The sequence below is a fragment of the Halomonas sp. SL1 genome, assembly GCF_003030865.2.
GTDB classification, from domain to species: Bacteria; Pseudomonadota; Gammaproteobacteria; order Pseudomonadales; family Halomonadaceae; genus Halomonas; species Halomonas halophila.
In genome coordinates this window covers 299,647-323,783 of record NZ_PYUQ02000016.1, presented here as the reverse complement: position 1 = coordinate 323,783, position 24,137 = coordinate 299,647, and the positions used below count along the sequence as shown (strand labels likewise).

At 63.5% G+C, this 24,137-nt stretch carries 32 protein-coding genes and 4 tRNA genes; 15 read left to right on the top strand and 21 right to left on the bottom strand.

Annotated elements, in window-relative coordinates; translation table 11 throughout:
* Window positions 1–63: 63 nt before the first annotated feature.
* From C9J49_RS11750 to C9J49_RS11710, 9 genes are all read left to right on the top strand, one after another.
* A tRNA-Gly gene (locus tag C9J49_RS11750) sits at window positions 64–138 on the top strand.
* A 112-nt stretch (window positions 139–250) separates the two neighbouring features.
* Window positions 251–326, top strand: a tRNA-Glu gene (locus C9J49_RS11745).
* 21 nt (window positions 327–347) lie between these two features.
* Window positions 348–422, top strand: a tRNA-Gly gene (locus C9J49_RS11740).
* 462 nt (window positions 423–884) lie between these two features.
* The gene (locus tag C9J49_RS11735; protein ID WP_046080090.1) at window positions 885–1,841 is read left to right on the top strand and encodes an ABC transporter ATP-binding protein; all 957 of its coding nucleotides are present in this window, start codon (window positions 885–887) and stop codon (window positions 1,839–1,841) included.
* Entirely contained in the window at window positions 1,838–2,611 is a 774-nt protein-coding gene (locus C9J49_RS11730; protein ID WP_107180842.1) for an ABC transporter permease, read from the top strand. The genes C9J49_RS11735 and C9J49_RS11730 overlap by 4 nt, the downstream gene beginning before the upstream one ends.
* A gap of 2 nt (window positions 2,612–2,613) precedes the next feature.
* Window positions 2,614–3,450, top strand: coding sequence for an NADPH-dependent 7-cyano-7-deazaguanine reductase QueF (queF, locus tag C9J49_RS11725; RefSeq protein WP_046080092.1), 837 nt, complete (start codon window positions 2,614–2,616; stop codon window positions 3,448–3,450).
* Window positions 3,451–3,544: 94 nt separating this feature from the next.
* Entirely contained in the window at window positions 3,545–4,105 is a 561-nt protein-coding gene (locus C9J49_RS11720) for a nitroreductase family protein (protein ID WP_107180841.1), read from the top strand.
* 2 nt (window positions 4,106–4,107) lie between these two features.
* A complete protein-coding gene (locus C9J49_RS11715; protein ID WP_046080094.1) occupies window positions 4,108–4,611 on the top strand; it encodes a YiiD C-terminal domain-containing protein in 504 nt (167 codons plus the stop codon).
* 122 nt (window positions 4,612–4,733) lie between these two features.
* Window positions 4,734–4,821, top strand: a tRNA-Ser gene (locus C9J49_RS11710).
* Window positions 4,822–4,913: 92 nt separating this feature from the next.
* Here the strand turns inward: C9J49_RS11710 and C9J49_RS11705 are convergent.
* The 13 genes from C9J49_RS11705 to C9J49_RS11650 all read right to left on the bottom strand — a co-directional run bounded on the left by C9J49_RS11705 (window position 4,914) and on the right by C9J49_RS11650 (window position 12,414).
* Window positions 4,914–6,080 carry an Arm DNA-binding domain-containing protein gene (locus C9J49_RS11705; protein ID WP_107180840.1) on the bottom strand — a complete coding sequence of 389 codons (1,167 nt, stop codon included), beginning with the start codon at window positions 6,078–6,080 and terminating at the stop codon, window positions 4,914–4,916.
* Between the two features lie 145 nt (window positions 6,081–6,225).
* Window positions 6,226–6,636, bottom strand: coding sequence for a hypothetical protein (locus C9J49_RS11700; protein WP_146612998.1), 411 nt, complete (start codon window positions 6,634–6,636; stop codon window positions 6,226–6,228).
* A 91-nt stretch (window positions 6,637–6,727) separates the two neighbouring features.
* Window positions 6,728–7,039, bottom strand: a complete 312-nt coding sequence (locus C9J49_RS17200) for a hypothetical protein (RefSeq protein ID WP_181454295.1) — start codon at window positions 7,037–7,039, stop codon at window positions 6,728–6,730.
* Window positions 7,040–7,114: 75 nt separating this feature from the next.
* Window positions 7,115–7,423 carry a hypothetical protein gene (locus C9J49_RS11695; protein WP_107180838.1) on the bottom strand — a complete coding sequence of 103 codons (309 nt, stop codon included), beginning with the start codon at window positions 7,421–7,423 and terminating at the stop codon, window positions 7,115–7,117.
* A complete protein-coding gene (locus tag C9J49_RS11690; protein WP_107180837.1) occupies window positions 7,413–7,628 on the bottom strand; it encodes a TraR/DksA C4-type zinc finger protein in 216 nt (71 codons plus the stop codon). The genes C9J49_RS11695 and C9J49_RS11690 overlap by 11 nt, the downstream gene beginning before the upstream one ends.
* Before the next feature lie 3 nt (window positions 7,629–7,631).
* Complete coding sequence (locus C9J49_RS11685; RefSeq protein ID WP_107180836.1) at window positions 7,632–8,021, bottom strand: hypothetical protein; 390 nt, start codon at window positions 8,019–8,021, stop codon at window positions 7,632–7,634.
* Window positions 8,018–8,344: a hypothetical protein gene (locus tag C9J49_RS11680; RefSeq protein ID WP_107180835.1), complete on the bottom strand. Its 327-nt coding sequence runs from the start codon at window positions 8,342–8,344 to the stop codon at window positions 8,018–8,020. The genes C9J49_RS11685 and C9J49_RS11680 overlap by 4 nt, the downstream gene beginning before the upstream one ends.
* Before the next feature lie 17 nt (window positions 8,345–8,361).
* On the bottom strand, window positions 8,362–11,028 hold the full coding sequence (locus C9J49_RS11675) for a toprim domain-containing protein (RefSeq protein ID WP_107180834.1): 2,667 nt from the start codon (window positions 11,026–11,028) through the stop codon (window positions 8,362–8,364).
* Between the two features lie 57 nt (window positions 11,029–11,085).
* A complete protein-coding gene (locus C9J49_RS11670) occupies window positions 11,086–11,466 on the bottom strand; it encodes a hypothetical protein (RefSeq protein ID WP_107180833.1) in 381 nt (126 codons plus the stop codon).
* A 21-nt stretch (window positions 11,467–11,487) separates the two neighbouring features.
* On the bottom strand, window positions 11,488–11,733 hold the full coding sequence (locus C9J49_RS11665; RefSeq protein ID WP_175535034.1) for an ogr/Delta-like zinc finger family protein: 246 nt from the start codon (window positions 11,731–11,733) through the stop codon (window positions 11,488–11,490).
* Window positions 11,730–11,918: a hypothetical protein gene (locus C9J49_RS11660; protein WP_089847940.1), complete on the bottom strand. Its 189-nt coding sequence runs from the start codon at window positions 11,916–11,918 to the stop codon at window positions 11,730–11,732. Before C9J49_RS11660 ends, C9J49_RS11665 begins: the two co-directional genes overlap by 4 nt.
* Window positions 11,919–11,955: 37 nt before the next feature.
* The gene (locus tag C9J49_RS11655) at window positions 11,956–12,159 is read right to left on the bottom strand and encodes a hypothetical protein (protein ID WP_089847943.1); all 204 of its coding nucleotides are present in this window, start codon (window positions 12,157–12,159) and stop codon (window positions 11,956–11,958) included.
* A gap of 39 nt (window positions 12,160–12,198) precedes the next feature.
* Window positions 12,199–12,414 (bottom strand): hypothetical protein, encoded by a 216-nt coding sequence (locus tag C9J49_RS11650; RefSeq protein WP_107180832.1) that lies wholly within the window; start codon window positions 12,412–12,414, stop codon window positions 12,199–12,201.
* A gap of 101 nt (window positions 12,415–12,515) precedes the next feature.
* Between C9J49_RS11650 and C9J49_RS11645 the strand changes: the two genes are divergently transcribed.
* The 6 genes from C9J49_RS11645 (at window position 12,516) to C9J49_RS11625 (ending at window position 16,233) form a co-directional block, all read left to right on the top strand.
* On the top strand, window positions 12,516–13,202 hold the full coding sequence (locus C9J49_RS11645; protein WP_181454294.1) for a helix-turn-helix transcriptional regulator: 687 nt from the start codon (window positions 12,516–12,518) through the stop codon (window positions 13,200–13,202).
* 114 nt (window positions 13,203–13,316) lie between these two features.
* Window positions 13,317–13,718 (top strand): hypothetical protein, encoded by a 402-nt coding sequence (locus tag C9J49_RS11640; RefSeq protein WP_107180830.1) that lies wholly within the window; start codon window positions 13,317–13,319, stop codon window positions 13,716–13,718.
* Window position 13,719: 1 nt separating this feature from the next.
* Entirely contained in the window at window positions 13,720–14,049 is a 330-nt protein-coding gene (locus C9J49_RS11635) for a hypothetical protein (RefSeq protein WP_220084870.1), read from the top strand.
* 4 nt (window positions 14,050–14,053) lie between these two features.
* Window positions 14,054–14,407 carry a hypothetical protein gene (locus C9J49_RS11630; protein ID WP_107180829.1) on the top strand — a complete coding sequence of 118 codons (354 nt, stop codon included), beginning with the start codon at window positions 14,054–14,056 and terminating at the stop codon, window positions 14,405–14,407.
* Between the two features lie 97 nt (window positions 14,408–14,504).
* On the top strand, window positions 14,505–15,119 hold the full coding sequence (locus C9J49_RS17005) for a hypothetical protein (RefSeq protein WP_146612997.1): 615 nt from the start codon (window positions 14,505–14,507) through the stop codon (window positions 15,117–15,119).
* Between the two features lie 22 nt (window positions 15,120–15,141).
* Window positions 15,142–16,233 (top strand): ComEC/Rec2 family competence protein, encoded by a 1,092-nt coding sequence (locus C9J49_RS11625; RefSeq protein ID WP_107180828.1) that lies wholly within the window; start codon window positions 15,142–15,144, stop codon window positions 16,231–16,233.
* A 547-nt stretch (window positions 16,234–16,780) separates the two neighbouring features.
* On the opposite strand, the gene C9J49_RS17000 is transcribed toward C9J49_RS11625, so the two are convergent.
* From C9J49_RS17000 to C9J49_RS11590, 8 genes are all read right to left on the bottom strand, one after another.
* Window positions 16,781–17,593 carry a hypothetical protein gene (locus C9J49_RS17000; protein ID WP_146612996.1) on the bottom strand — a complete coding sequence of 271 codons (813 nt, stop codon included), beginning with the start codon at window positions 17,591–17,593 and terminating at the stop codon, window positions 16,781–16,783.
* Window positions 17,594–17,663: 70 nt separating this feature from the next.
* Window positions 17,664–18,677, bottom strand: coding sequence for a phage late control D family protein (locus C9J49_RS11620; RefSeq protein WP_107180827.1), 1,014 nt, complete (start codon window positions 18,675–18,677; stop codon window positions 17,664–17,666).
* Window positions 18,674–19,123 carry a phage tail protein gene (locus tag C9J49_RS11615; protein ID WP_107180826.1) on the bottom strand — a complete coding sequence of 150 codons (450 nt, stop codon included), beginning with the start codon at window positions 19,121–19,123 and terminating at the stop codon, window positions 18,674–18,676. The genes C9J49_RS11620 and C9J49_RS11615 overlap by 4 nt, the downstream gene beginning before the upstream one ends.
* A 27-nt stretch (window positions 19,124–19,150) precedes the next feature.
* Complete coding sequence (locus C9J49_RS11610) at window positions 19,151–21,646, bottom strand: phage tail tape measure protein (RefSeq protein ID WP_107180825.1); 2,496 nt, start codon at window positions 21,644–21,646, stop codon at window positions 19,151–19,153.
* 27 nt (window positions 21,647–21,673) lie between these two features.
* Window positions 21,674–21,799 (bottom strand): GpE family phage tail protein, encoded by a 126-nt coding sequence (locus C9J49_RS11605; protein WP_089852392.1) that lies wholly within the window; start codon window positions 21,797–21,799, stop codon window positions 21,674–21,676.
* Window positions 21,800–21,825: 26 nt separating this feature from the next.
* A complete protein-coding gene (locus C9J49_RS11600) occupies window positions 21,826–22,149 on the bottom strand; it encodes a phage tail assembly protein (RefSeq protein WP_107180824.1) in 324 nt (107 codons plus the stop codon).
* Window positions 22,150–22,236: 87 nt separating this feature from the next.
* Window positions 22,237–22,749: a phage major tail tube protein gene (locus C9J49_RS11595; RefSeq protein WP_107180823.1), complete on the bottom strand. Its 513-nt coding sequence runs from the start codon at window positions 22,747–22,749 to the stop codon at window positions 22,237–22,239.
* A gap of 18 nt (window positions 22,750–22,767) precedes the next feature.
* Window positions 22,768–23,943: a phage tail sheath protein gene (locus C9J49_RS11590; protein WP_375700491.1), complete on the bottom strand. Its 1,176-nt coding sequence runs from the start codon at window positions 23,941–23,943 to the stop codon at window positions 22,768–22,770.
* Window positions 23,944–24,137 lie beyond the last annotated feature (194 nt).

Sequence of the window (24,137 nt, the reverse complement as noted above, 5' to 3'; positions counted from 1 at the left end):
CACGGCGGTAACAGGGGTTCGAACCCCCTATGGGACGCCACTTCGCAGTGTCACCAGGTGTAAGCGGGAATAGCTCAGTGGTAGAGCATCGCCTTGCCAAGGCGAGGGTCGCGAGTTCGAATCTCGTTTCCCGCTCCATCTTCTTTCGGGATGATGGGTTTTAGAGTAGGGCCTGCGAGGGTCGCGAGCTGGTACGCCAGCCCGGTCGAATCTCGTTTCCCGCTCCATTTGCTCATAGAGCAATGATTGCGTCCCATTCGTCTAGTGGCCTAGGACACCGCCCTTTCACGGCGGTAACAGGGGTTCGAACCCCCTATGGGACGCCACTACGTAGTACCTCCTTCCAAGCGGGAATAGCTCAGTGGTAGAGCATCGCCTTGCCAAGGCGAGGGTCGCGAGTTCGAATCTCGTTTCCCGCTCCATTCGAAGGTTTCTCTCCACCGGTCAGGCTAAGGCTCGCGTCACGAGCTGGAACGCCAGCCCGGTCGATCTCGTTTCCCGCTCCAGTAGGTCTCTAGGGAATATCATTTGGCCAAGGCTCGGATCACGATCCGGTGTGCCGGTCCAATCGAATCTCGTTTCCGCTCCATTCGAAGATTTCTTTCCACCGGTCAGGCCAAGGCTCACGTCCTGAGCTGGAGCGCCAGCCCGGTCGATATCGATTCCCGCTCCAGATTGTCTTAAGCACTTCTCTGATCACCGGTCCGGCCTGATGCGCCTGTCCGGGATGTCGTGATTGTGCCCCTGGGGTCTTTCCTCGCCATGCCGCAAGCGCATGCTTCCTGCAAAGCCACCCGACTCGTTCGCCCGCGATTGAATTTGGCGGAATCGTCCCCATGATAGTGGGCCTTCGACGACATTCACCCAAGTACACAGGACTGCTCATGGCCGAACCGGCGCTGTCCATTCGTGGCCTGACCAAGGTCTACGGCAATGGCTTCCAAGCCCTCAAGGGCATCGACCTCGATGTCGAGCAGGGCGACTTCTACGCCCTGCTGGGCCCCAACGGTGCGGGCAAGTCCACCACCCTCGGGGTGGTCTGTTCGCTGGTGCAGAAGACGGCCGGCAAGGTCTCGATCTTCGGCATCGACATCGACAAGGACTTCGCCAAGGCGAAGTATCATCTCGGCGTGGTGCCCCAGGAATTCAACTTCAACCAGTTCGAGAAGGTCATCGACATCGTGCTGGCCCAGGCCGGCTACTACGGCATGTCGCGCCGCGAGGCCCTGCCGCGTGCCGAGGAGCTACTGCGCGATCTGGGGCTGTGGGACAAGCGCAACGGCAGCGCCCGCATGCTCTCCGGCGGCATGAAGCGCCGGCTGATGATCGCCCGCGCCCTGATGCACCGCCCCAAGCTGCTGATCCTCGACGAGCCGACCGCCGGGGTCGACATCGAACTGCGCCGCAGCATGTGGGAGTACATGCGTCGCATCAACGAGAAGGAAGGCACCACCATCATTCTCACCACCCACTACCTGGAAGAGGCCGAAAGCCTGTGCCGGCGCGTGGGCATTATCAACCACGGCGAGATCATCCGTGACACCAGCGTGCGCGACCTGCTCGCCGAGCTGGACACCGAGACCTTCCTGCTCGACCTGGCGCATCCGCTCGAGGAAGCGCCCGCCATCGACGGCTTCGACGTGCGCAAGTCCGACGACGCCCAGCTGGCGGTGATGGTCCATCGCGGCCAGCGCCTGAACGACGTCTTCGACGCCCTGGGTCAGCAGGGCATCGAAGTGGTCTCGATGCGCAACCGCGCTAACCGACTCGAGGAAATGTTCGTCTCCATGGTGGAAGAGGGGCAGAAATCCGCTAAATCCGACCAGGAGGCCCGTTCATGAACGCCACCCAGATCGCCATTGCCCTCTGGACGCTGGTGTCCAAGGAGATCCGCCGCTTCACCCGGATCTGGCCGCAGACGCTGCTGCCGCCGTCGATCACCATGACCATGTACTTCATCATCTTCGGCAACCTGATCGGATCGCGCATTGGGGCCATGGATGGCTACAGCTACATGGACTTCATCGTGCCCGGCCTGATCATGATGGCGGTGATCACCAACAGCTACTCCAACGTCGCCTCGAGCTTCTTCTCCAACAAGTTCCAGCGCAGCGTCGAGGAGATGATGGTCTCGCCGATGCCCAACTGGGTCATCCTCGCCGGCTTCGTGCTGGGCGGCATGGCGCGCGGCCTGGGCGTGGGCGTCATCGTCACCTTCGTGTCGCTGTTCTTCACCCGCATCGACGTGGCCCATCCGCTGTTGACCATCGTGGTGGTGGTGCTGACCGCGGCGCTGTTCGCCATCGGCGGCTTCATCAACGCGCTGCTGGGCAAGAAGTTCGACGACATCTCCATCGTGCCGACCTTCGTGCTGACGCCGCTGACCTACCTGGGCGGGGTGTTCTACTCGATCTCGCTGCTGCCGGCCTTCTGGCAGGGCGCCTCGATGCTCAACCCGATCCTCTACATGGTCAACGTCTTCCGATACGGCTTCCTGGGCGTCTCCGACATCCCCGTGGGCTGGGCCCTGACCGCCATCCTCGGCTTCATCGTGGTACTGTTCGGCATCGCCCTGTGGATGCTCAACAACGGCAAGGGCATCAGGAGTTGACCATGGCACACCAACGACCCGAGACGCTCGCAGAGGCCCCGCTGGGCCGCGAGTCCGCCTACCCGGAGCACTACGACGCCGGGCTGCTGTACCCGATTGCCCGCGCCGCCAACCGCGCGCCGCTGGGCATCGAGGAGGGCGCGCTGCCGTTCGTCGGCGAGGACGAATGGCACGCCTTCGAGGTCTCCTGGCTCAATGCCCGCGGCAAGCCCATCGTCGCCGTGGCGCGCTTCCGGCTGCCGGCCGAGTCGCCGCGGCTGATCGAGTCCAAGTCGTGGAAGCTCTACCTCAACAGCTTCAACCAGACCCGCCTGGCCTCGCAGGACGAGGCCCGGGCGATCATGGAGCGCGACCTCTCCGCCGCGGCCGGCGCGCCGGTGGCCGTGGAGCTGTTCGGCGTCGACGACGCGGCGCTCGCCCCGCGCCGCCTGCCGGGGGAGTGCATCGACGAGCGTGACATCGAGGTCGAGGACTACACGCCCAGCGCCGAGCATCTGGCCACCGGCGACGAGATCGTCGAGGAAACGCTGCATTCGCACCTGCTCAAGTCCAACTGCCCGGTCACCGGCCAGCCCGACTGGGGCAGCGTGATGATCCGCTACCGCGGGCCGCGCCTCGATCGCGACGGCCTGCTGCGCTACCTGATCGGCTATCGCCAGCATCAGGACTTCCATGAGCACTGCGTCGAGCACATCTTCATGGACCTGATGGAACGGGCGAAGCCTGAGCGGCTGCTGGTGCTGGCGCGCTACGTGCGCCGCGGCGGCCTCGACATCAGCCCCTGGCGCGGCACCCCCGGGGAGCAGCCGCCGACGCCGCTTCGTCTGGCGAGACAGTAGGGCTTTTCCGCCACCAGACTCGGCACGACAGCCATCGAGCGGCTTGATAGAGTATCGAGAACCTTTCTCGTCTGACCTCGGCAAGGAGACACCGATGGATGCGATGACGCTGCTGCAACAACGCAGCTCCATGGGCAAGCTGATGGCCCCGGCCCCCAACGCGGAACAGCTCGAGGCGATGTACCGGGCCGCGCTGCGTGCTCCGGACCACAAGGAGCTCCGGCCCTGGCGCTTCATCGAGTTCTCGGGCGACGGGCTCGACCGCCTCGGCGAGCTGTTCGCCGAGGCCGAGCGGGTCGAGAACCCCGATGCCCCGGAGGCCGTGCTCGAGGGCGCGCGCAAGAAGCCCAGGCGCGCACCGATGATCATCGCCGTGGTCGCCAGGGTCACCCCGGACGAGCCCAAGGTGCCGCGGGTCGAGCAGGTGATCTCCGCCGGCTGCGCCGCCCACGGCCTGCTGCTGGCCGCGCACGCCCAGTGCCTGGGCGCCATGTGGCGCACCGGCAAGTACGCCTTCGACGCCACCGTGCGCGAAGGGCTCGGCCTGGCCGGGCAGGACGAGCTGGTCGGCTTCCTCTATCTGGGGCAGATCGGCGGCCGCCACCGCCCGGTGCCCGAGCACGACCTCGACGCCTTCGTCGAGCGCTGGAGCTGAGCATGCGCGAGCTCGGCGTTCCCCATCCGCGCCTGCCGCTGCCGTCGGCGGGCGGGGAAGACGATCCGGCGGCCTTCCTGGCCTGGCTGCGCGAAGCCATCCCGATGGTCGAGCATCTCGGTATCGAGGCCATGCGGCGCGACGGCGAGGCGCTGGAATGGCGGCTCGCCATCGCCCCGAGCCTCAACGACAAGGGCACCGGCTTCGGCGGTGCCCTGACCGCCCAGACCACGCTGCTCGGCTGGTGCTGGGCCACGCTCTGGCTGCGGCGTCACGGTGTTGAGCGCGACGTGGTGGTGGCCGAGGCCAGTCAGCGCTTCCTGGCGCCGGTGACCGGCGACTATAGGCTGGTCTGCACGCCGGAGAGCGATGACGGCCCGGCGCGCCTCGAGGAGCGTCTGGCGGAGCGGGGCAGGGGGCGCATCGCCCTGGTGCAGCGCCTGTACTGCGGCGAGACCCTGTGCCTCGAGGCCCGCGGCGACTACGCCGTGCGCCCGGCAGGCTGAGCCACCGGGCCCGATCTGCAAGAAATCGAAAAAACCACTTGCGTACACGGACTTAAGTGGATAATATACGCCCCGTTCTCGAGGCAAAGGCAGCAAGCCAAACGGTTCGAGAGCCAAAATGCGGAGGGGTGTCCGAGTGGTCGAAGGAGCACGCCTGGAAAGTGTGTAAGTCGAAAGGCTTCGAGGGTTCGAATCCCTCCCCCTCCGCCACCGAATTTTAAAGGGGAATCAACATCTTATGTTGATTCCCCTTTTTCGTTTCTGGCCGTTGGGAAGGGTTTTGGGAACAATCCTGGGAATGGTCAGAGCTCGAGCAGCTTCTCGATCATGCTGGGCACGTCCTGGCCGTCGGACTTGATCCATTTGCCGTAGCGGCGCTGGATCATGTTGATGGTGGAGTGGCCGACGTGGTTCGAGATCCAGTGCAGCGGCACCACGCCCAGCGACAGCATCTGGCTGATGAAGGTGTGCCGGCACTGGTTCGGGCTGCGGTATCTCACCCCCGCCTTCTCCAGGTGGGTCTTCCAGAAGCGTTGCCGGATCGCGTTCTCGTAGAAGGGCTTGCCGCTCTGGGAATTCAGGAACACCAGCCGCAGCTTCTCCTTGCGCACGGTGCGGTTGTCACGATCGACGATCTCGTAGGGCTGCGCCGGTAGTTTGCCGGTCAGCGCGTACTGCTCCTGGAGCGCTTCCCGCGCCGGTTTTAGCAGGTGGTGGACGCGCGTCGATCGCTTGGTCTTCGTCACCTTGAATCGTCCGCGCACCACCGCCCGCCGGTACCGAATGATGCCTTTCTCGACATCGAGCACGTCTTCCCACGCCAGGGCCTGGGCTTCGGAGATCCTGGGGCCGTCGTAGAGCGCGAACTGGATCAGGTTGAGCTCCTGGACGCGCTTCGTCGGCGTGGTCAGGATCTTGTCGATCTCGCTGCGGCTGAACGGGTCGGGATCCTCGTCGTCGGGCAGGCGGATGGTGATGCCCAGCGTTGGATCGAAGGCCTTCTTGTTGCGTGTGGCGTAGAGCCGGAAGGTCTGCCGCATGATGCTGACGATCTCCTTGATCGTCTTGTTCGACAGGTGCTTCGCCAGGTCTTTTTGGATCCAGTCCTGGAGCTCGATGTGGTCAATCGCATCGGCCTGTTCATTGCCCCAACGCGGGCGCACGTGCGTTTCGGCCTTCGACTTGATGCCTCGAAAGCTGGAGTAGGCGAGCTCGTTCTCCTTGATGGCTAGCCACAGGTCCAGGTAGTAGCCGAACCGGCTCTCGTGGAGGCGCTTCGATTCCGGGAAGTGTCGGGCGTAGTCGAAGGTGCCGGCCTCGATCTCGTAGTTGATGATGGTCGCCAGCCGCCGGGCGTGCTCGATGTTGCGCTCCGTCGCCGTGCCCGGGAGCGGCTCGCGGCAGAGATCCCCCTGCCACCGGAAGTAGACGCGCACGGTGTTGCCGCGTACCTCGACGCCGTCTGCCATGATGTGCCTCCTTGATACTGTAATCTTATACAGTCTAAGGCAATCTTAGACTACTTGGCAGGGGCGGAAGCACGGTGGATTTCTTTCTTATACCGTTATTTATGGAAACGAATTGAGCCGCCCAGAGGGGGCGGTGTGGCTAGTCCTAGTCTTGGTGCCGGGCTTGCCAGCGAGAGAAGCGGTTGTAGATCTGCAGGAAGATCTCGGCGGCTTGTGGGTTTGTGTCCAGCTCTGACCAGGTGCGAACGCCACATGCCTGACAGAGCCAATCGCGTGCCTGCAGGCCGTCATGGGTTCCATCCGGGCATTCCTTCTCAGACTTGCCGAATTTCCGGCGTTGTCGCTCATCGAGGTAAAGAGGGAAGGCGTCGCCCTGACACATCTCGGCGGCTAGGGCGGCGACGCTATCTTCCTGCCGGACATTCGTGGACGAGACGGATTTCATCTCGCTTTCTTCTGCCTGGATGGGTGCCCCGAGAAGCCGCTCGAAAACAGGTCGCACTGATGGGTGAGCGAGCGCGCTGTCCGGGGAAACCTTGTATGGATCGCGGTGCATGCTGCCCTCCATGGCTATCATGATCCACTATGGTGTGAGGTTGCTTCTATCATCAGCCTGATTATTACAGTGGGCTGAGAAATATTTCTAGCTATGTTCGTAATTGGTTGAGGTTCCTCTCCAGCTCGGCTTTGGCTTCAAGAGCTGACACTGCCCTCCACTTCCAGTAACCACCGCGATCTAGCGCTTCTACCTGCTGGTTATCGAGGCAGTGAAAAAAATAGCCGATATCGTTTATCAGAGAGGGCATTTCTGACTCAGGAACCAGGCGGAACTCATTGTTTATTCGGGAAACAACGTATGGAATATCAACGTTTCCTGATTCTTCTCGCAATGCTAGGCAATAGTCTGCAATGCACATCTTGGCTAGGCGTAAGCGCTGACCTTCGATTTTTCCCCACATGTCTGCTCACCTCATTTCAGATTGCTTTTCCCCCGCTGCTCGGTAGCTGACAGGGCGCGGCACTATCGTTTCTGCCTAGTGCCGAGATTTCAGAGTGGCAACGTTTCTCTGTACTCGCCAGCGGCCATAGCGCCGGTGGATGCTCTGGAAGGTGTCGGCAGCCTGTCGATCGTGATCCAGCTCTGCGCGGCTATGGATGCCACAGGCGGCGCACAGCCAGTCCCGGGCGTCCTGCTCATCGTGAGTGCCGTCGGGTAGCTGGCTCTCGGTGAGGGCGAACTTGTGGCGCCGGCGGCGATCCAGGTAGAGCCGGAAACACTCATCTCTGCACAGCATGGCGGCTTGGCGGGCCAGCGGCCCGCCTTTGGTTGGCTTATCGGACATGGCGGCCCCTGCGCTCTCTGATCCCCTGGCACTCGATGCAGGTGGTGGCCCAGGGCGCGGCCCGGCGGCGGGCGGCAGGGATTTCATAGCCGCAGTCGTCGCATTCCTCGGCGTCGGCGACCGCATGCAGGGCGGGGCGGTTGGCCAGGGCCGCTTCCTGGCGGCGTTCCATGATCTCGGCAGCTACGTCGGCACTATCAGCCATTGTTCAGTCCTTTTCCTTGTGGGTTTCGAGCAGCCAGAAGCGCTGCATCAGGCGGTCGCCGTCGTCCAGGTACTCGTGAAGCTCTCGGCCGGAGTAGGTGGCCCACTCGATTACGACCAGGGCAGCGTCCTGCAGGTCGCGGTCAATCACGCGAAGCCGCGTGAGCTCGAGCGGCCACTCGGGGCCGTTGTAGACGGCCAGCAGCAGGCGGCGGCAGTGGTGGCTTTGGCCACTGTCGCCCTGGGCGACCTGGGCCAGGCGGTTCAGGGCCGCCGGGCCGAGCTTCTCGATCTGGGCGAGGCGCCGTTCGGCATCCGCCTCGGCGGCGTGCATGGCTTCCAGTGTCTGGCGATTTCGCTCGCTCAGGCGCTGGGTGAGGTTGGGCATGGTCATGAGGCGCTCCTTGCGTGGTGGGTTGCTGCTGCCCGGCGGGCGTGGTGCGCAGGCAGGTGGTCGATGGTGATGCCGAGCCGGTCGGCCACGTGGTCGAGGCCGGCATCGGTGAGTTCGGTGCGTCCGTAGTGGGTCCAGCCGCAGATGGGGTGCCAGTAGGTACCGGTGGCCACCAGCACCAGGCAGGTGTTGCCCCGGTAGCGACCGGCCGGCAGGTTGTCGTCGCCCAGTACACCGGCCTCGCGCAGCCGGCGGGCCAGGGTGTTGCGTCCCAGGTTGAGCAGCGGGGCGGCCTGGTCGAGGGTGTAGGTGCGGTGGCGCATGGCGATCTCCTCTCTGGTCAGGCCTGGAACACCCAGCACTTCACGCTGGCATTGCCCAGGCGGATCTGGCTGCGGACGGTGCGGTTGGCGTCGACGAACTTTCGGGTCTTGCTGGACTTGAGGTAGCGCTTAAGCTCGCGTACCTCGGGGATGCGCAGCTTGTAGTCGGCGCAGCGGCGCTCGAAGTCCTTGAGGTTGATGGCCACCAGGTCGCTGTTCTTGCCGTAGTGGTTGAGCAGCGGCTCCTCGGAGAGCCCCTCGAGGTACTCGACGGCCTCCCAGAACTCGGCGACCAGCGGGTGATCGGCATTGATGGACTGCTGACGCTCGCGGCCCATCTCCCGCACGTGGCCGCAGGCCATGTCGATCGTCTGGGCGTCGAACAGGCCCAGCCCCTCGGGACCGAGGCACTCCACCAGGGCCATCAGCTGGCCGTGGCACTTGGCGATGCGCAGCACCTTGATGTCGGGGTCTTCGGCGAGGCGCTCGGCGTAGGTGCGGGCGCGCTGGGTGATCAGTTCGAGCAGCTCGGCCTCGCGCTTGGCCACGTCCAGGGCGAACTGGCTGACATGCTCGAGCTCGGCCTTCTCCAGGGCCTCGGCCAGTTCCTTGGTCTGGCGGGTCTGGCCTTCGCGGGTGAAGTGCAGGTGGCAGATGCGGGTCTGGATCGCCTCGCCGGCCTGCACGGCGGCGTTCTGGCTGATCACGATGCTGCCGCGGAAGGGCGGCTCGTAGGTGTCGTTGCCGCCGTTCTTCACGCCCCGGGCGCGGATCGAGCGGCCGTTGAAGGCGGTCTTGAGCTCATCCCAGTCGAACTGCTTCTGCTTGGCGCCATCGCCCTGGTCGCGGTCGGACTCGATCAGCACCACCGGCAGGTTGGCCACCTGGGCGAAGTTGCGGGAGCGCGCCGGCATGGTGGCCTTGCTGGGGTCGAAGCCTTCGTAGTCGCGCCGGCCGACCAGCTTCCACAGGAACTCGATGAGCGTGGACTTGCCCGCGCCGGCCTCGCCGACGACCTCCAGGAACGGGAAGCTGCCCATGGCTCCGCGGATCTGCTCGGCCAGCAGGCTGCCCAGCCAGTAGGCGGTGGCCACCACGCCCTTGGCGCCGAAGGCGCCGAGTAGCTGGCGGGTCCAGTCGGTGCGGTAGGCCTCGCGGTCGGGGTTCAGGTGCAGGGTGACCGACTGGCTCAGCGTCTTGAGGTGCTTGGTCGGGCTGAGCTTGAAGTAGTCCTCGGCGTTGATCGGCACCACCTTGCCGCCGGCCACGGCGAGGTCGCCGAACACATAGGCCCCGTGCTCCTTGCTGTAGCCGATGTAGTCGATCGTCTCGACCGTCTTGATGTTGCCGATCTGGTCCTGAAGCAGGGTGTCGAGCTGCTGGCTCGTGCCGGTCCATACCGCGCCCGGCGCCACGCCGAGCAGGCGCTTCTTGTACTCGCTGGCACTGGCCAGTTGGCCGCCGCTGAAGGTGTTCTTCACCGGCGCCCGGCCGTCAGGGAACTCGATGCGGTAGTAGTACCAGCTCTCGTCGGTAACGGCGTTGGCCTGGTAGTAGAGGGCCGAGGGGAAGCAGGTGCAGATGCGCTTCACGCTGCCGGCCTGTTCCAGGGCGGCGTCGCGCTGGGCCGGGTCCAGGCTCTGCTGGTCGTCGCCATCGGCACCCTCAGCGCGCACCGCGCGGTCGAAGGCGTCCACGTCGAGCTTCCACCACCAGATCTGGCGCTTGTACTCGAACCAGCACTCGCGGCGCTCGGTGCGCTTGTAGAGGATCAGCGCCTTGGCCATGGCCGACGGGGCCAGCAGCAGATCGCCGTGATAGCGGTAGGTGGCGTAGTGCTCGTCGGTCAGCTCGCCGCGTTGGTGGGCGTCGTTCCAGTCGTGCCGGCCGCCGCAGGGGATCTGCGCGGCTCGGCACTCCCAGCCCTCGGCGCGGGCGCGCTTCACGTGCTTGAGGATGGCATTCTGGCCGGCGCGGTTGCTGTCCAGCGCCCACACCAGGGTGGGGCGGGCGACGCCTTCGGCGTGGGCGGCATCGGCCAGTGCCTTGAGGGCGTGCTCGGGGTAGTTGGCGCAGCTCATCGCCGAAACGGCGGCCTTGCCGTGGTGGTAGTGGGCGATGGCGTCGAAGATGCCCTCGACGATCCACACCTCGTCACCGGTGGCGAGATCGGTCGTGGTCAGCGCCTTTGGCTGCCACCAGTAGCCCTTGTAGCCACCGACGAAGTTCGCCTTCTGCTTGCCGAAGCGCTCGGGCCTGTCGAGCAGCCGCTCCCAGTAGGCGCCACCGGGCAGGGCGAAGCGCACCGTGGCGGTGCCGCCGATGCCGGGTTTCCAGTAGCTCTCCTGGGTGTACCAGCCGCGGATACGTTCCAGGTCGAAGCCGCGGCCGTCGCGCAGATAGCCATCGGCCACCGGCGTCTCGCTTTCGGCGCGCTGCTCGGGCACGTCGTAGCGTTCCGTCCAGCTGGAGAACAGCTCCGGGAACAGCGACTTCACGTGCACCTGGCTGCCGCAGTTGTTCTCCCGCCCGCACTTGAGCATCCACGGCGCTTCGGCGGCGATGTAGGCCTCGCGCTTGCCGCAGTCCGGGCACAGTACCTTCTGCAGGTACGGGCCGCGTTCCTCGGCGCGGTAGTCGCGCTGCAAGCGCGCAAGAATGTCCTGGCGCAGCGATGGATTCACGCTGGGCCTCCTTTTACTCGTGAACGGGGAGGGTGTTGCGGGGCGACGGGCGCCGGGTCAGTGCTCGAGGACGACGGGGCGGCGCCGATCGCGATCGACGACCACGGCGCGATCGTCCTGGCGGGCCTGCTCGAGCACGCGCATCAGGTCGGTGACGGTGAACACCACCGGGCGGCCGCCCTCGGTGCGCAGCACCACCACATGCGAGGTGCAGGCATCGATGTCGATGCGGGCGGTCTGGTTGGTGGCTTCCAGATCGGCGTAGGCCTGAATGGCCACCAGCTCGGCGTTTTCCTCGGTCATCTCGTGGTCGACGACCAGGTGCTCGATGCAGTTGGCCAGGGCGTTGGCCCGATTCTCCCAGCGGTCGCGGAACAGCCGCGCGGCGGCGATGTTGTGCGGGTCCTGGTGCTGGGCGATGGATGTCACGTTGTTCATGGCGATCTCCTTATCGTGGAATCAGTAGCTGCCGGCCAGCAGCTGCTCGCGCAGCAGGCGGCGAAGTTCCGGGTCGGCCGGAATCTGCACGTCCGGCTGCGGGTTCTGGCTGGGGGCCCGGGTGGTGACGAACTCGATCTGGATTTTTCCGCCCCAGCCGCATTCGGGATTCACACACTGGGCGTAGGCCCAGTAGAGAGCCGCGTTGGGACGGACACTGGAGCGCGTGGCGACGCTCTCTCGGCAATGCGGGCAGGTGATCCTCACCGGTTTTCTCCTTTCACTTCGTAGAGCGCTCGACCGCGGCCGGTGAGCCCCTGGGCGCCTCGGCGGATGCGCCGGCGCAGCAGCCACTCGGCGGCCTGCTGTCGGGTTTCCAGGCCCTGCTGCTCGCGGGTGGCGTCGAGCACGGCCGTCATCTGCGGGTCGAGCTCCATGGGTTGTTCCGGCATGGGGAACCTCGAATGCACGGTGGATGTGGTGCTGGTTTCAGCCCGCGCTAGCGGCGACAGTGTCGGTGAGCGTGGCGAGGTCGATGCCCAGTACCTCCTGGGCCTCCTTCATCATCATCTGGCGCATCACCTCGGCCTTCGGGACGCCCAGGTAGTTGGCCAGCGCAGTGATCACGTCCTGCTCGTACTGATCGAGGTAGACGGTGGCCTTGGAGCGAATGCGCTTTGGGTCCTGGTACATGGCGGAATTCCTTATGCGGCAGAACAGGACGGGAATGGGTCAGGAACGAGACGCCTGTTCGGTTTCGGCGTCGTACTGCTCGATGCCCTGGATCAGCAGCATCCGAGTAGTGCTGGACAGCGAGCGCATCTCCAGCTCGGCGATGTCCTCCAGCTTCTGGCGTTCCTGCGGGGTGATCTGGGTCATCACGTGGGCGGTGCAGCCGCGGGGAGAGCGGGACACCACGGGGCGAGGACTGTTGTCGTCATGGCTCATCGGGTAGGCTTCTCTAAGGTTGTCTAAGACTACGTTTGGAAGAATGGAATCAAATGATTCCATTGTCAATGGAAAAGTGAAATCTAATGGATTCTATTGGGATGCGTTTGCGTGAAGAGCGGACCCGGCTAGGTCTTTCGCAGACCGAGCTCGGGGATATCGCCAGCATCACGAAAAACACCCAGATGCTCTATGAGAGCGATAAACGCAGTCCTAAAGCGGACTACCTGTCGTCAGTGGCATCGGCGGGGGTAGACGTGAGGTATGTAATCGAAGGCATTCGTTCGGATTCATCTTCGGGGCAGTCGTCGGCTGCCTTCCGCGTCGCGGACGGAACGCCGATCGGGTTGGGTAGCCCGACGCCGAGCGACGACGCGGTGCCGGTGGCCATGTACGACATCGAGGCCGCTGCCGGTGCCGGCCGCAGCCTCGAGGCCGAGCCGATCAAGACCACGCTGTACTTCCCGCCGGAGCAGCTCTCGGCGCTGGGGCTTTCCCCGGGCCGGGTGGCCGGCGTGCAGGTCCGCGGTGATTCGATGGAAGGCACCCTGGAAGATGGTGACTGGACGCTGGTCGATCTGGGCAACACCGACCCGCGCCAGGAAGGGGTGTTTCTGCTGCTGATCAGCGGCGAGCGGCGCATCAAGCGGGTGCAGCGGCTGGCAGGTGGTGCACTCTACTTGATCAGCGATAACGAGCATTACCAGCCCGAGATGATCCCGCCCGAGCGTATGCGCGAGGTGGAGATACTGGGGCGCTGCGAGGTGCGCATCGGGCGGATCTCGTAACTGTAAAACGGCATTCCTGCAAAGACGGGAAGCTATAAGCGCGGCAGGTGGCTGCCGCGCTCGATAAGAAAGCCCGAAAAGGGCGCTACAACGCAGACGCAAGGAGGCGTAGGGATGAAGCGTGCACTGTCCGCTCTCACCATGGCAGCACTGGCCGGGTGCTCGAGCTCAGACGAGCCGGTGACCCAGGAAGGACTTGTCCAGGCGCTGCAAGGTGCCGATCTCGGTATCGTCGAGGTGATCGACGAAGACCCCAGCGATAGCAGCATGGTGCCAGGCGAATACCAGCACCACGTCACCATCGTGCTCGAGGAAGTGGCTCCGAAGGGTGGCCAGTTCTTCATCTGCAACGATCCCGCCGAATGCAGCGAGGTAAAGGGCTACTTTGATGGCCTGGCAAATCTTGCTGGTCCCCACCGTTACGCATCCGAAAGTGGCCATATCGTCGCACAGCTGAATCGCGGCGTTTCTCAGGAGACCGCCGACCAGGTTGTGACCGTTCTGGAGGAGATGTGACATGCGGTTTCTGATGACGGTACTCATTGCTTTGCTCCCCCTGGCAGCCAGCGCCGCCGAGATGCCGCGTTTCGATGTGGAGGCCCACTGCGAGCAGGTGGCCAGCATCAGCGGCGACTCCAGCAACATGCTTTACAACAGCTGCATCGACATGGAACAGACCGCCTATAACGGGCTTAAGGGCCAGTGGTCGAGCCTGCCGGCTAACATCCAGAACCATTGTCGCGACGTGGCCAGCGTTACCGGACCGGGCAGCTACAGCCTGCTAGAGAGCTGTGTGGACATGGAAGTGTCCGCCGGCAACAACCGCAGCGAATTCAGCTTCGATTGAGCCTATGCGCCTGACCTATATCGGCCCGGTGCTGCCGGGCCATGACCATCCCGTGCTCGAGGAGCTGAATGCTCGGCGGCTGCCGCCGAGCTGTTACCTCGTGGAAGTGGGTGAGGACGCCGGCGTCGACGGCGAGATCATCGAGGGCGACGTGCTGGTGATCGACGAGGCCCGCCCGGTGCAGCACGGCGACCTGGTGGTGGTGCAGGGCGAGGACAGTCTGCGCCTTTGCCGCAGCCACAGGGTCGGCGGGCGCTTTCGGCTGATGCGCACGTCGGGGCCGAAGGAGTCGTTCTTTGCTCGGCAGCCTGATTGCCGGGGCGTGGTGATTAATTTAAAAAGAAGTGCGGCTTTTTGAGAGGGCTCTGAGGTGCTTTCGTGAGGTTCGCATTCTGTAAAATTTGTGGCAGTTCGGACGTTATTTTTTAAATTTTTTGCGACAAAAGGAATAAGAGATGGTGTCGTTAAAGGCTCAGAATCGGCCGCTTCTTTTCTTGGTTTTTGTTGGTCATTATGCGGTTTATTCATATTTCTCTTCTGGAGATTTTACTTTGACTTCTTGGGGCGATGTGGCCTTGCAGCCAACGGTGTATGCTCCATTTGCTGGGGTTGTCGCAATTTCAATTGCGCTGCTGAATTCTGTTTTTAAAAATAACTTAAAAGAGGTTGCGGTGTTTTTTAGGTTGCAGGACCGCCTGCCTGGTCATAGAGCGTTTTCTGAGCACGTACATGATGATCCAAGGGTGGATGTTAGTTCTCTGTTCGGAGAAGTAGGCGAGTTCCCCAAGTCTCCAAAAGACCAGAATTCCACGTGGTACTCGCTTTACAAGCAAGTGAAAAATGATGCTTCAGTTAAGGAGGCTAATAAAAGTTATCTGTTTTTTAGAGATGGAGCATGTTTGGTCCTGAGTGTTGGGGTTTTACTCTGTGCTTGGGGAGTGTATGACGGTGTAGGTTTAGAGCCAGTTGCTTTGTATGGAGCTGCAACAATAGTTGCATGGCAGCTTTTTGCTTTGGCTGCAAGGAATAATGCTGAAAAGCTGGTGAGAAACGTACTTGCTCAATTTTGAGATTCCTTGTTGGAGGGGTGTGATGACTGCTTATTATGAAGTTGATTTTCTTCCCGTGTCATCTAAGAAAAGTGGTGATGCGATCACTTTAAGATATGGGGATGGTGTTGGGAATGAGGTTGTGCATGTTGTAGATGCTGGTTTCCAGACTACTGGGGAGGATGTTGCTAAACATATCAGGAAATATTATGGCAACAAGGATGTAATTGATCATGTTGTAGTTACTCACCCCGATGGCGATCACGCCGGGGGAGTTAGACAGATTTTAGAGGAGTTTGAGGTTGGGCGCTTGTGGATGCTTCGTCCATGGGAGTATGCGGAAGAGCTATTACCTCGTTTCAAACGGTTTAGCACAGTAGAAGGCCTGACGAAAAGGCTTAAAGAAAAGTATCCTAATATTACCAAGCTGGAGGAGATGGCTTTAGAAAAAGGGGTGCCTATTTGCGAGCCTTTTCTGGGGACTTCAGTAGGTGAGTTCAAAGTTCTTGCTCCATCCAAGAATCGTTATCTGGATCTTGTTGTGACTTCAGAAAAGACACCTGAAGAGCATGAGGGCCAGAAAGCTTTGGATGAGGCCCAGGGTGGGTTGATTGCTGCCATAAAGTCTATGGTGAAATATGTGAAGGCCAAGTGGGGGGAAGAGCAGTTTTCATCAGAGCCCACGAGTAATGAAAATGAAATGAGTGTTGTTCAATATGCCGAGCTTGCTGGTGAAAAGATTTTGCTGACCGGTGATGCCGGTGTTGAGTCTTTGCGGGAAGCGATTGACAATGCACAGGGTGTGGCGGGTCTTACTTTGCCTGGCCTTGATAAAGTTCAAGTTCCTCACCATGGTTCCCGAAGAAATGTTTCCAGTGAAATACTTGATGATCTCTTGGGTGACATAATTTTTCCCGCTCCGTCTAAAGGTGAGGAGCGCTTCTCAGCTGTAATAAGTGCTTCAAAAGAAGATGAAAAGCATCCCAGGAATTCTGTCGTGCGTGCATTTCAGCATCGTGGTGCAAAGGTCGTTAAAACTGAGGGTAGCTCTATCTGCTTTCGACGTAATACGCCGCAGAGGGAGGGTTGGAGTGCTTTGGAGGGAGAGCCTTACCCTGAAGAGCAAGAAGTGTGATTTGAATATTTTCTTCAGTTAAGTCCCAGGTTTTCTTGGGGCTTTTCTTTGGCTTTAATCTTTCTTTTTTTATATTGCCATGCCTTTTTTGTACGTGGTTTTTAACTAACTGTTTTTTGTATGTCTTCATCTTCACCTGGCCGTCAGCGCGCGGTCGTTGAGGTCGTGGCTGACCTTGGTGGACAGCCAGGCGGTGGCGACGATTTTGCGCACCCGGCCGTTCAGCGTGACCGTCGTCTCGGTATAGAGCTCAGGGCGGCCTTCGGCGAGGTCGAGCGTGAATGAGGTGCCGCCGCGCTTCCGCCCGAGCTGCTAACTGGTGGAGGTGAGCGAAGACGCCGGCGTGGACAGCCCGCTGATGAAAAGCGGACAACCTTCATTGGCGTTGACACGTGGAACTGGACGGCGAGCAGCGGCTGTTCAGCAGCCACCGGATCTGCGGGGTTTGGTGGTGAAGCGGGCGAGGGTTGGCGCGGAGTAATCCCTGCCTATGACATGACGCGCCCCGGCTCAGGGCCGGGGCTCCTCCTTTCGTGAGAGCGGCGTCTTATGCCTCAACCGTTCCGTGAACCCCTGTCTCGTTGTTGGCCAATACCATCTGGTCATCTCGGAAAATGCCTTCAGGGTAGTTTTTATGGGCCTCCAGCCAAGGGCTGAAAACTATATAATCCATTCCAGGCTTAATGGTGTCGCCGAATTCCAAGATTCCCAAGGAGGTATCTTTCAGCTTAATGGAAAGTCCGAATGGGAATACTTTTATAGAGCTGTATATTTCTCCGCCTTGGCTTAGCTTCTCCATGGTTGTAGTTGATGCGATAGTTTGTACTATAACGGTCTTTCTAGTTCTGAAAGGCCATATTTTAACCTCATGGTCGCTTAGATCTTCCCTTTCTCCTAATACAAATTCCCGCAATGGCGTGAAGTAGTTGGTTTCTTCAAGCGGGTTCTTGCAGCTTTCTTGGTTGGAGATAGCCAGTAGGTGCCCAATGGTGGCTCTTAGGAACTTACTTGAGTCACAGGGTATTCTTTGTTTTTCTATTATTTCTCCACCCCTGTTGATGAATTTGTACGAGTCGTTGATTCTTCTTTTTATGTCTTTGTAGACGTCGTCTATCCCTCCTAGTGTTTTCCCATTGCATTCTTTACACAGGGTCTTGAAGTAAATGCCTGAAAGCCCTGGCTTCCTTTTTATTTCTTTGTGCATCGTGCCTTCAAACAACGAGCAGTAAAAGCTTTTCCCGGCTGTCATGAGTGCTTTTGGTGGAACGTGATCTCTTGTAAGTTCTCCATAGCTACCACATATCCTGCAATACCCTTCGGCTATTCCCCTGTCATTGAAATACGAAGTCCTTTCCTGCATTGCTTCACTCCCTTATGAATACTTCATTCTGATAGTTAAGCATCCCAACATCATCGCACGCCACCCCATGCTATTGGGTTTCCCTCACCTCCATCTCCACCGAGCTGGTCAGCGCGCGGTCGCTGAGCTCGTGGCTGATCTCGGTAATCAGCCAGGCGGTGGCGTCGATCTCGCGCTTCCAGCCGCTGAGGGTGACCGGGGTTTCGGGATAGAGCTCGGGGCGCCCTTCGGCGAGGTCAAGCGTGAACGAGGCGCCGCCGCGCTTCAGGCGCTGCCATTCGCTCTGGGCCGCGGCGAGGGCGTCGTTCTCGCTGGCGTAGGTAGGGCGCAGGCGCTTGGGCTCGTCGTCGCTGCCGGTGACGACTTCGCGGGGCTCGGCGTTGGCCGGGTCGTGCCACTGGGCGACGACGCCGGTGTAGGCGTCGCGGTCGGTGACACTGTAGCGGTGCTGGTCGCCGGCCTGGCGGGTCAGGCGGATCGGCGGGATCTCGGTGCCGCCGGCGGTGGTGCCGGTGCCCTCGGGGATGAACAGCAGCCGCCCGGCCTTCACGGTGGCGATGGCATCGAAGCGCTCGGCCAGGCGGGTAAGGAAGTGAAGGTCCGATTCCTCGGTCTGGTCGATGTGCTCAAGGTAGATACCCTGGAGGTGCTGACCGGTCTTCGGCTCCAGGCTGTGGCGGCCGGCGATGGTGGTGATGATCTCGCCTAGGGTGATGGCGTCCCAGCTCTGGGTGCGCTTGCCGGGCAGGCCCTGGCGCATGTCGGCCGAGCGGGCGCGGATGGTGATCATGTCCGGCGCGCCGGAATGCTCAACCTCGTCGACGATGTAGGTGCCGCGGTCCACCAGCGGCTGGCCCCGCCAGCCCATGGCCAGGTGGAGCTCGGCGCCGCGAGGCGGCAGGGCGAGGCGGCCGTCGTGGTCCTCCAGGGTGAGGTCGAGCTGGTCGGCCTCGAGGCCGCGTCGATCGGTGAGGCGCAGGCGCTGCAGGCGGGCGCCGACCTGGGGGCTGATGCGCTGGCCCATCAGGGTGAGGCGGTAGTCCGGCGTGAGGGCGGCGCGGCCCGGCTCTCTGAGCAGGTTCATGCCAGGGCCCCGTTCAGTCCGGTGGCCAGGGCGCGCATGGCAGCGGTGCTGGCCAGCTGCGCGCTGTCGTCCTCGTCGATGCGCTCGAGCTTGAGGTCGAACTCGATCTGCTGGGCGGCGCCGTCGCGGAAGAAGTCGGACTTCCGCTCGTTGAGCGAGACGATGACGTAGAGGCCGTAGTAGGTGCCCGAGCCTTCGATCAGCGGCCAGGCGGCGCCCTGGTTGGCCATCTGGCGCAGCTGATCGAGGTTCTGCTGGCCGCCGGTGAACTGTGGCAGCAGGGTGCCGGTGAGGGTAATGGTGTCCTCGCCCGGGCCAAGGAACTGGCGGGCCGGCCGCCGGCCGATGCGGCCCTGGCTCTGGTGCCGCCAGGCGGTCTGGCGCTGCAACTCCTGGTAAGCGGCGGTGCTCAGGCCGAACACGAACATGCCGAACGTCATCATCATGGGCAGGGCTCCTGGTGGGCGAGGGGTTCAGTCGATGTCGTAGAAGGACGAGCGCCGACGGGCGGCGGCCTCGCGGCTGGCGTCTTCCAGGGCCCGGCGGACCCGAGCATCGACCATCCGGGCCAGCGCCTGCTCGTCCATTCCCGGGGCGGCATGGACGTTGATGCCGCCCTCGATGGTGATGTGCACGTCGCCACCACCCCCGGCGGCCTGGAGCGGCGGGCGGTTGTCGATGGGCACGTCGGCCACGGCGGGCAGGCTGGCGGTGCCGATGGCCAGGCCGGCGCCGGCCTGGCGCACGCGCCGGGCGATCTCGCCCACGCGGCGGGCGGGCTCGTCGCGCTGGGCATCGAGGCCGGCATTCAGGCCGTCGACGGTGTGGCCGCCGAGCTGGGCGAACACGCGTGAGGGGGAGTTGATGTCGAGCTTGTTGGCGAACCAGTCGCGCACGTTGCCGGCCATGCCGGTGACCCGGTCGCGCAGCTCGCCGAGCTTGCCGGTGAGGCCGTCGATCATGCCGTCGATCATCGCGCTGCCGAGTGAGCCGAACTTCTCCGGGATCTCGACGCCCAGGGCCTCGAGGCCGGCGGTGACGCCGCGCCAGATCAGCCCGATGGGCGACCAGTCCAGCAGCAGCCGCATGACGCTGCCGATGCCACCCGCGAAGGCGGCCTTGATGTCGGCCCATCGTTCGCCGAACCAGGCGCTGATGCCATCCCAGTTGCGGTAGATGAGCGTGGCCCCGACGGCCAGCGCGGCCACGGCGGCGACGATGCCCATGATGGTCAGGCTCACTGGGTTGAGCGACAGCAGGGTCAGGACGTAGTTGACCAGGGCGATGGGGCCGAGCACCGAACCGAGCAGCACCATGAAGCCGCCGCCCACGGCGACCAGGGCGGCCAGGCCGGCGGAGACCTTGACCAGGGTGCGGGCCAGCTCGGGGTTCGCGTCGATCCAGCCGGTCACCGCGCGGGCGATGGCGATGATGTCGTCGTCGACCTGATCCAGCACGCCCATGAACTCGCCGGCGAGGACCCGCTGCACGCGCTGCAATGCCTTGCCGGCGTTGTCGTCCAGGGTGGTGGCCATGTCGTCGACTGCGCCGGTCACGTCGCCCAGCCCGCCCTGGGCGCCGGTCAGCGCCTGGAGGAACTTCGGGATCTGGTCGACGGAGAGATCTTCGATGGGCGTGCCGAACAGCGCGATGGCGGTGTTGGCGCGCCGCGCCGGGTCCTCGATGTCGAGGATGGCCCGGGCGGTGGTGTGCATGGCCTGGCGCGCTTGGTCGCCGCCGCTGGCGATGGCGTCGGCCATGGTCTGGGCGTCCAGCCCGACGGCCTCGTAGGCCTCGCGGCTGGCCTTGCTCATGTCCGAGCCGCGGATGGTGAACTCCTTAAGAGAGTCGCCGGTCTTGTCGAGCGCGAACTTGCCCTGCTCGGCGGCGGCCACCAGCAGGCCCATGGCCTCCTGGCCGTCGAAGCCGAGGGCGCGGAAGTTGGTGCTGTACTCGTGGAGGATCTCGGGCAGCTCCTGGCGCATCTGCTCGGGCACCTGCTGGAAGCTGCGGCCGATCAGGTCGAACGCGGCGCTGGCGTTATCGGCCAGGCCGTTCTGCACCATGATGTCGGCGGTCTGCGCGGCCTCGGTGATGTCGATGCCGAACACATCGGAGAGCGTGAGCGCCTGGCGGGTGATCGAGGACAGCGTCTCGTTCGAGACGTCTTCCAGCGAGCCGAACGACGCCCCGATGGCGCCGACGGCCTGGGTGACCTGGTCGAGCCCTTCGCCGCGGCCGCCGCGATAGACCTCGGTGATCACGTCGCGGTAGCGCGTCGCCTCCTGGTCGCCTTCGCCGAACTGCGCGGCCAGCCGTGCGCCGCTCATCTGGTTGCCGAAGGCCTGGTGGGTCATGGCGGTGAGGGCCACGCCACCGGCGGCGGCACCGGCTGCTCCGTTGCCGGCGATGCTGGAGGCGCGGCCGGCGGCGCGCTGGTAACGCTTGGCGGCGTCGGCGGCCTGGCGCTGCCGCTGCGCCGTTTCGCGCAGCTGCCGTTGCTGGGCCTCGAGCTGGCCGTTGGCCTCGCGAATGCGCCGGGTGAGTTCGCGCTGCTGATCGGCGTGGCTGCCGGTCACACCCTCGACGCGGGTCATGTTGCGGCGCAGGTAGTCCAGCTGGCGTTGCTCCTGCTGGTACTGCTCCTTGAGGCGCTGGGCCTGGCGCACGGCCTTGTCGCGCTGGCGGCCCAGGGCCCTGGTGTCGCCCTCGGCGTGGTTCATCTGGCGGGAGAGCTCGCGGATCTCTTGCTGCTGCTCCTCGAGGGCGCGGCTGCTGCTCTCGCTCTGACGCTTGAGGTCGCGGAAGCCGCGCAGGTCGCGCTGGGCGCGCTCCAGGGTCTTGAGCTGCTCGCGGCTGGCTTTCAGGGCCTCGGCCGTCCGGCCGCTGCCCTGGGTGATCTGCTTGAGGGGCCGCGTGGCCCGGTCCACGGCGTCCAGGACGACTTGCAGCTTGAGGTCGCGGGCCATCAGCGTTCCTTCCTGTCTTGGATACGGTCAGCGGGACTTCTTGGGCGGCTCGGCGCGACGGCGGGCCCGCTCGCGCCAATCCATCAGTTCCTCGAGCTCCATGGGGTCCATCTCGGCCGGGCCCCAGTGGAACACCATGGCGAGGTCCGCCATGGCGTCGTCGACGTGCTCGGGGAGGGTTACTGCTCGCCGGCCTTGGCCTTCGCCGGCAGCAAAAAACCGCTCACCACGCCGCCGCACTGGACCAGGTCGGCCGGGTCCATGTCGCGGATCTCGGCCTCGGCCAGTGCCGGCTCGGTGATGCGCGGCAGCACCTTGGTGAGGGCGTCTACCTGCATCTGCAGCACGTCGGTGAGGGCCACGCCGCGCAGGGCGCCGCTCTTGGGCTTGCGGATCTGCAACTCGGTGACGGTCTGGCTGCCGCGCTGGATGGGGGAGTCGAGCTCGACGGTCTCGGTGACGACCTTGGGCAGCTCGGCGGGGGTGGTGGTCTTGTCGGTCATGGATCAGGCTCCGGTGCGTGTCTTGGGCCGCCCCGGCAGGGCGGCGGTGTAGTGATTGGTGAGGGGATGGTGATCAGAGGCCTGTTTTTAGAGACCCAGCGCGGTGCGGCGATCGGCGAGGCGGTCTTCGCCGCGGACACGGAACACCATGCCGGGCTTGTCCATCTCGATGATCTCCTCGCCGTCGACGGTGAGCTTGTAGTAGCTGAGCGTGGTGGTGACCTCGCCGGGGGAGTTGTCGCCCTTCTGGGCCTCGCCCATGCCGATGGTCTTGTGGCGGCCGCGCACGACGATCTCGACGGGCACGACCTGGCCGGTCTCGTCGCTCTCGTAGCTGCCGGTGAAGCGCAGCTGGGCGGCGTCGTGGATCGGCGAGCCGTAGGTGTCGAACAGGCCGTCGACGATCAGGCCGCCGGGCGTCCAGGTCATCTCCTGGAGCTGGTTGCCCATGTCGACCTCGATGGGGCCGTCCATGCCGCCGCCCTCGTACTCGACCATGCGGCGGGCGAGCTCGGGCGGCGTGATGGACTGGATCTGTCCCTGCCAGTCGTTGCCGTCGCCGAACAGGTTGAAGTCCTTGAGGATCTTGGGGAGTGCCATCTCGTTCTCCTATCGGGCTCAGGCGGCGGCGACGCGGTCGGCGAACTCGACCAGGTAGCGGTCGGTGATGCGCTGCTGGAGCATCAAGTTCTCGAGCGGCGGCACCGGCGTGTAGTCGTAGTCGATGTAAAGCTTGCCGGCCTTGAGCACCTCGGGGGTGTTGATCTCGGCGTCGAACCAGGCCACGCCGTCGATGAGGTAGCCCAGACGTTTCCACTCGCGGAATTTGGCGTTGATGCCCTCGACGATGTCCTTCACCAGCGAGGGGTGCATCGGCTTGTCCACGGCCCAGAGATGGGCCTCGGCGATGGTGTCGGCGATCACCTGGGCGGTGCGTGTGTAGTTCTCGAAGGCGAACAGCGGATCGACGCTGCAGGTGCGCGAGCCCCAGAAACGGAAGCCGCCGCGGTTGATGAGGGTGGTGATCTCGTGGCTGTTGAGGTAGCCGGCGTCGGTGTTCGGGTCCTGGAGGTCCCAGAACACGTCCTGACTGATGCCGGTGACGCCGTTGACCGGCATGTTGGAGAGCGTCTTGTGCCAGCCGATCGTCTGGTCGGCCTTGGCGCGCAGGCCCAGGGCCCGGGCCACGGCGGAGAGCTGGCGGGTGGCGCTGATGGCGGTGTCCCAGCCGGTCCAGTCGGGCCAGATCACCATCACTTCGCGGGCGCCGAAGTTCTGGCGGTACATGGCCGCCTCTTCCTTGGTGGTGCTGTCGCCGGCGGAGGCGTAGACGAACGCCCGCAGCTTCTGGGCCACACCGATCAGCTCGCTGGTGACGTCGGCGTCGTCCAGCTCCGGTACGCCGAGGATGCGCGGCTTCACGCCCAGGCGGGCCTCGGCGGCCAGCAGGGCCTGCACGCCAAGGCGCTTGCTGTTCTCGTCGACGCCGCCGATGACGTTGGTCTTGGTCTCGGCGTCGTCGGCGCCCTCGGCCACGCGCACCACGACCACCAGAGTCTTCACCTGGTCGGCGATGGCGTCCAGCGAGCGGGCCAGGGTGCCGGTGTCGCCGGCGTCGCCCTGTGCACCGAGCGGATCGGTGATCAGTACCGGCGTATTCAGCGGGAACGGCTCATCCTCGCCGCCGGTAAGGTTGGCGAAGCCGGACGCGGCGACCACGCCGGTCCCGGCGCCTTCCTCGGCGGCGGTGACCAGGGCGCTGGCGTTGGCCTCGCCGTTCACGGCGGTGGCCACCTCGGCCGCGGTGCTGGTGATCGCGCCCTCGGTATCGGTGGCGAGGGTGACGGTGATGTCCTGACCGCTAACGGTGACGGCCAGCGTGGCCGAGGCGCTGCCCGGGTCGACATAGCGCACGCGGATGGCGTTGCCGGTGGTACCGGCGGTGGCCGCGGTGTAGGTGACGCCGCTCTCGGCGGCGGCGGATTCCT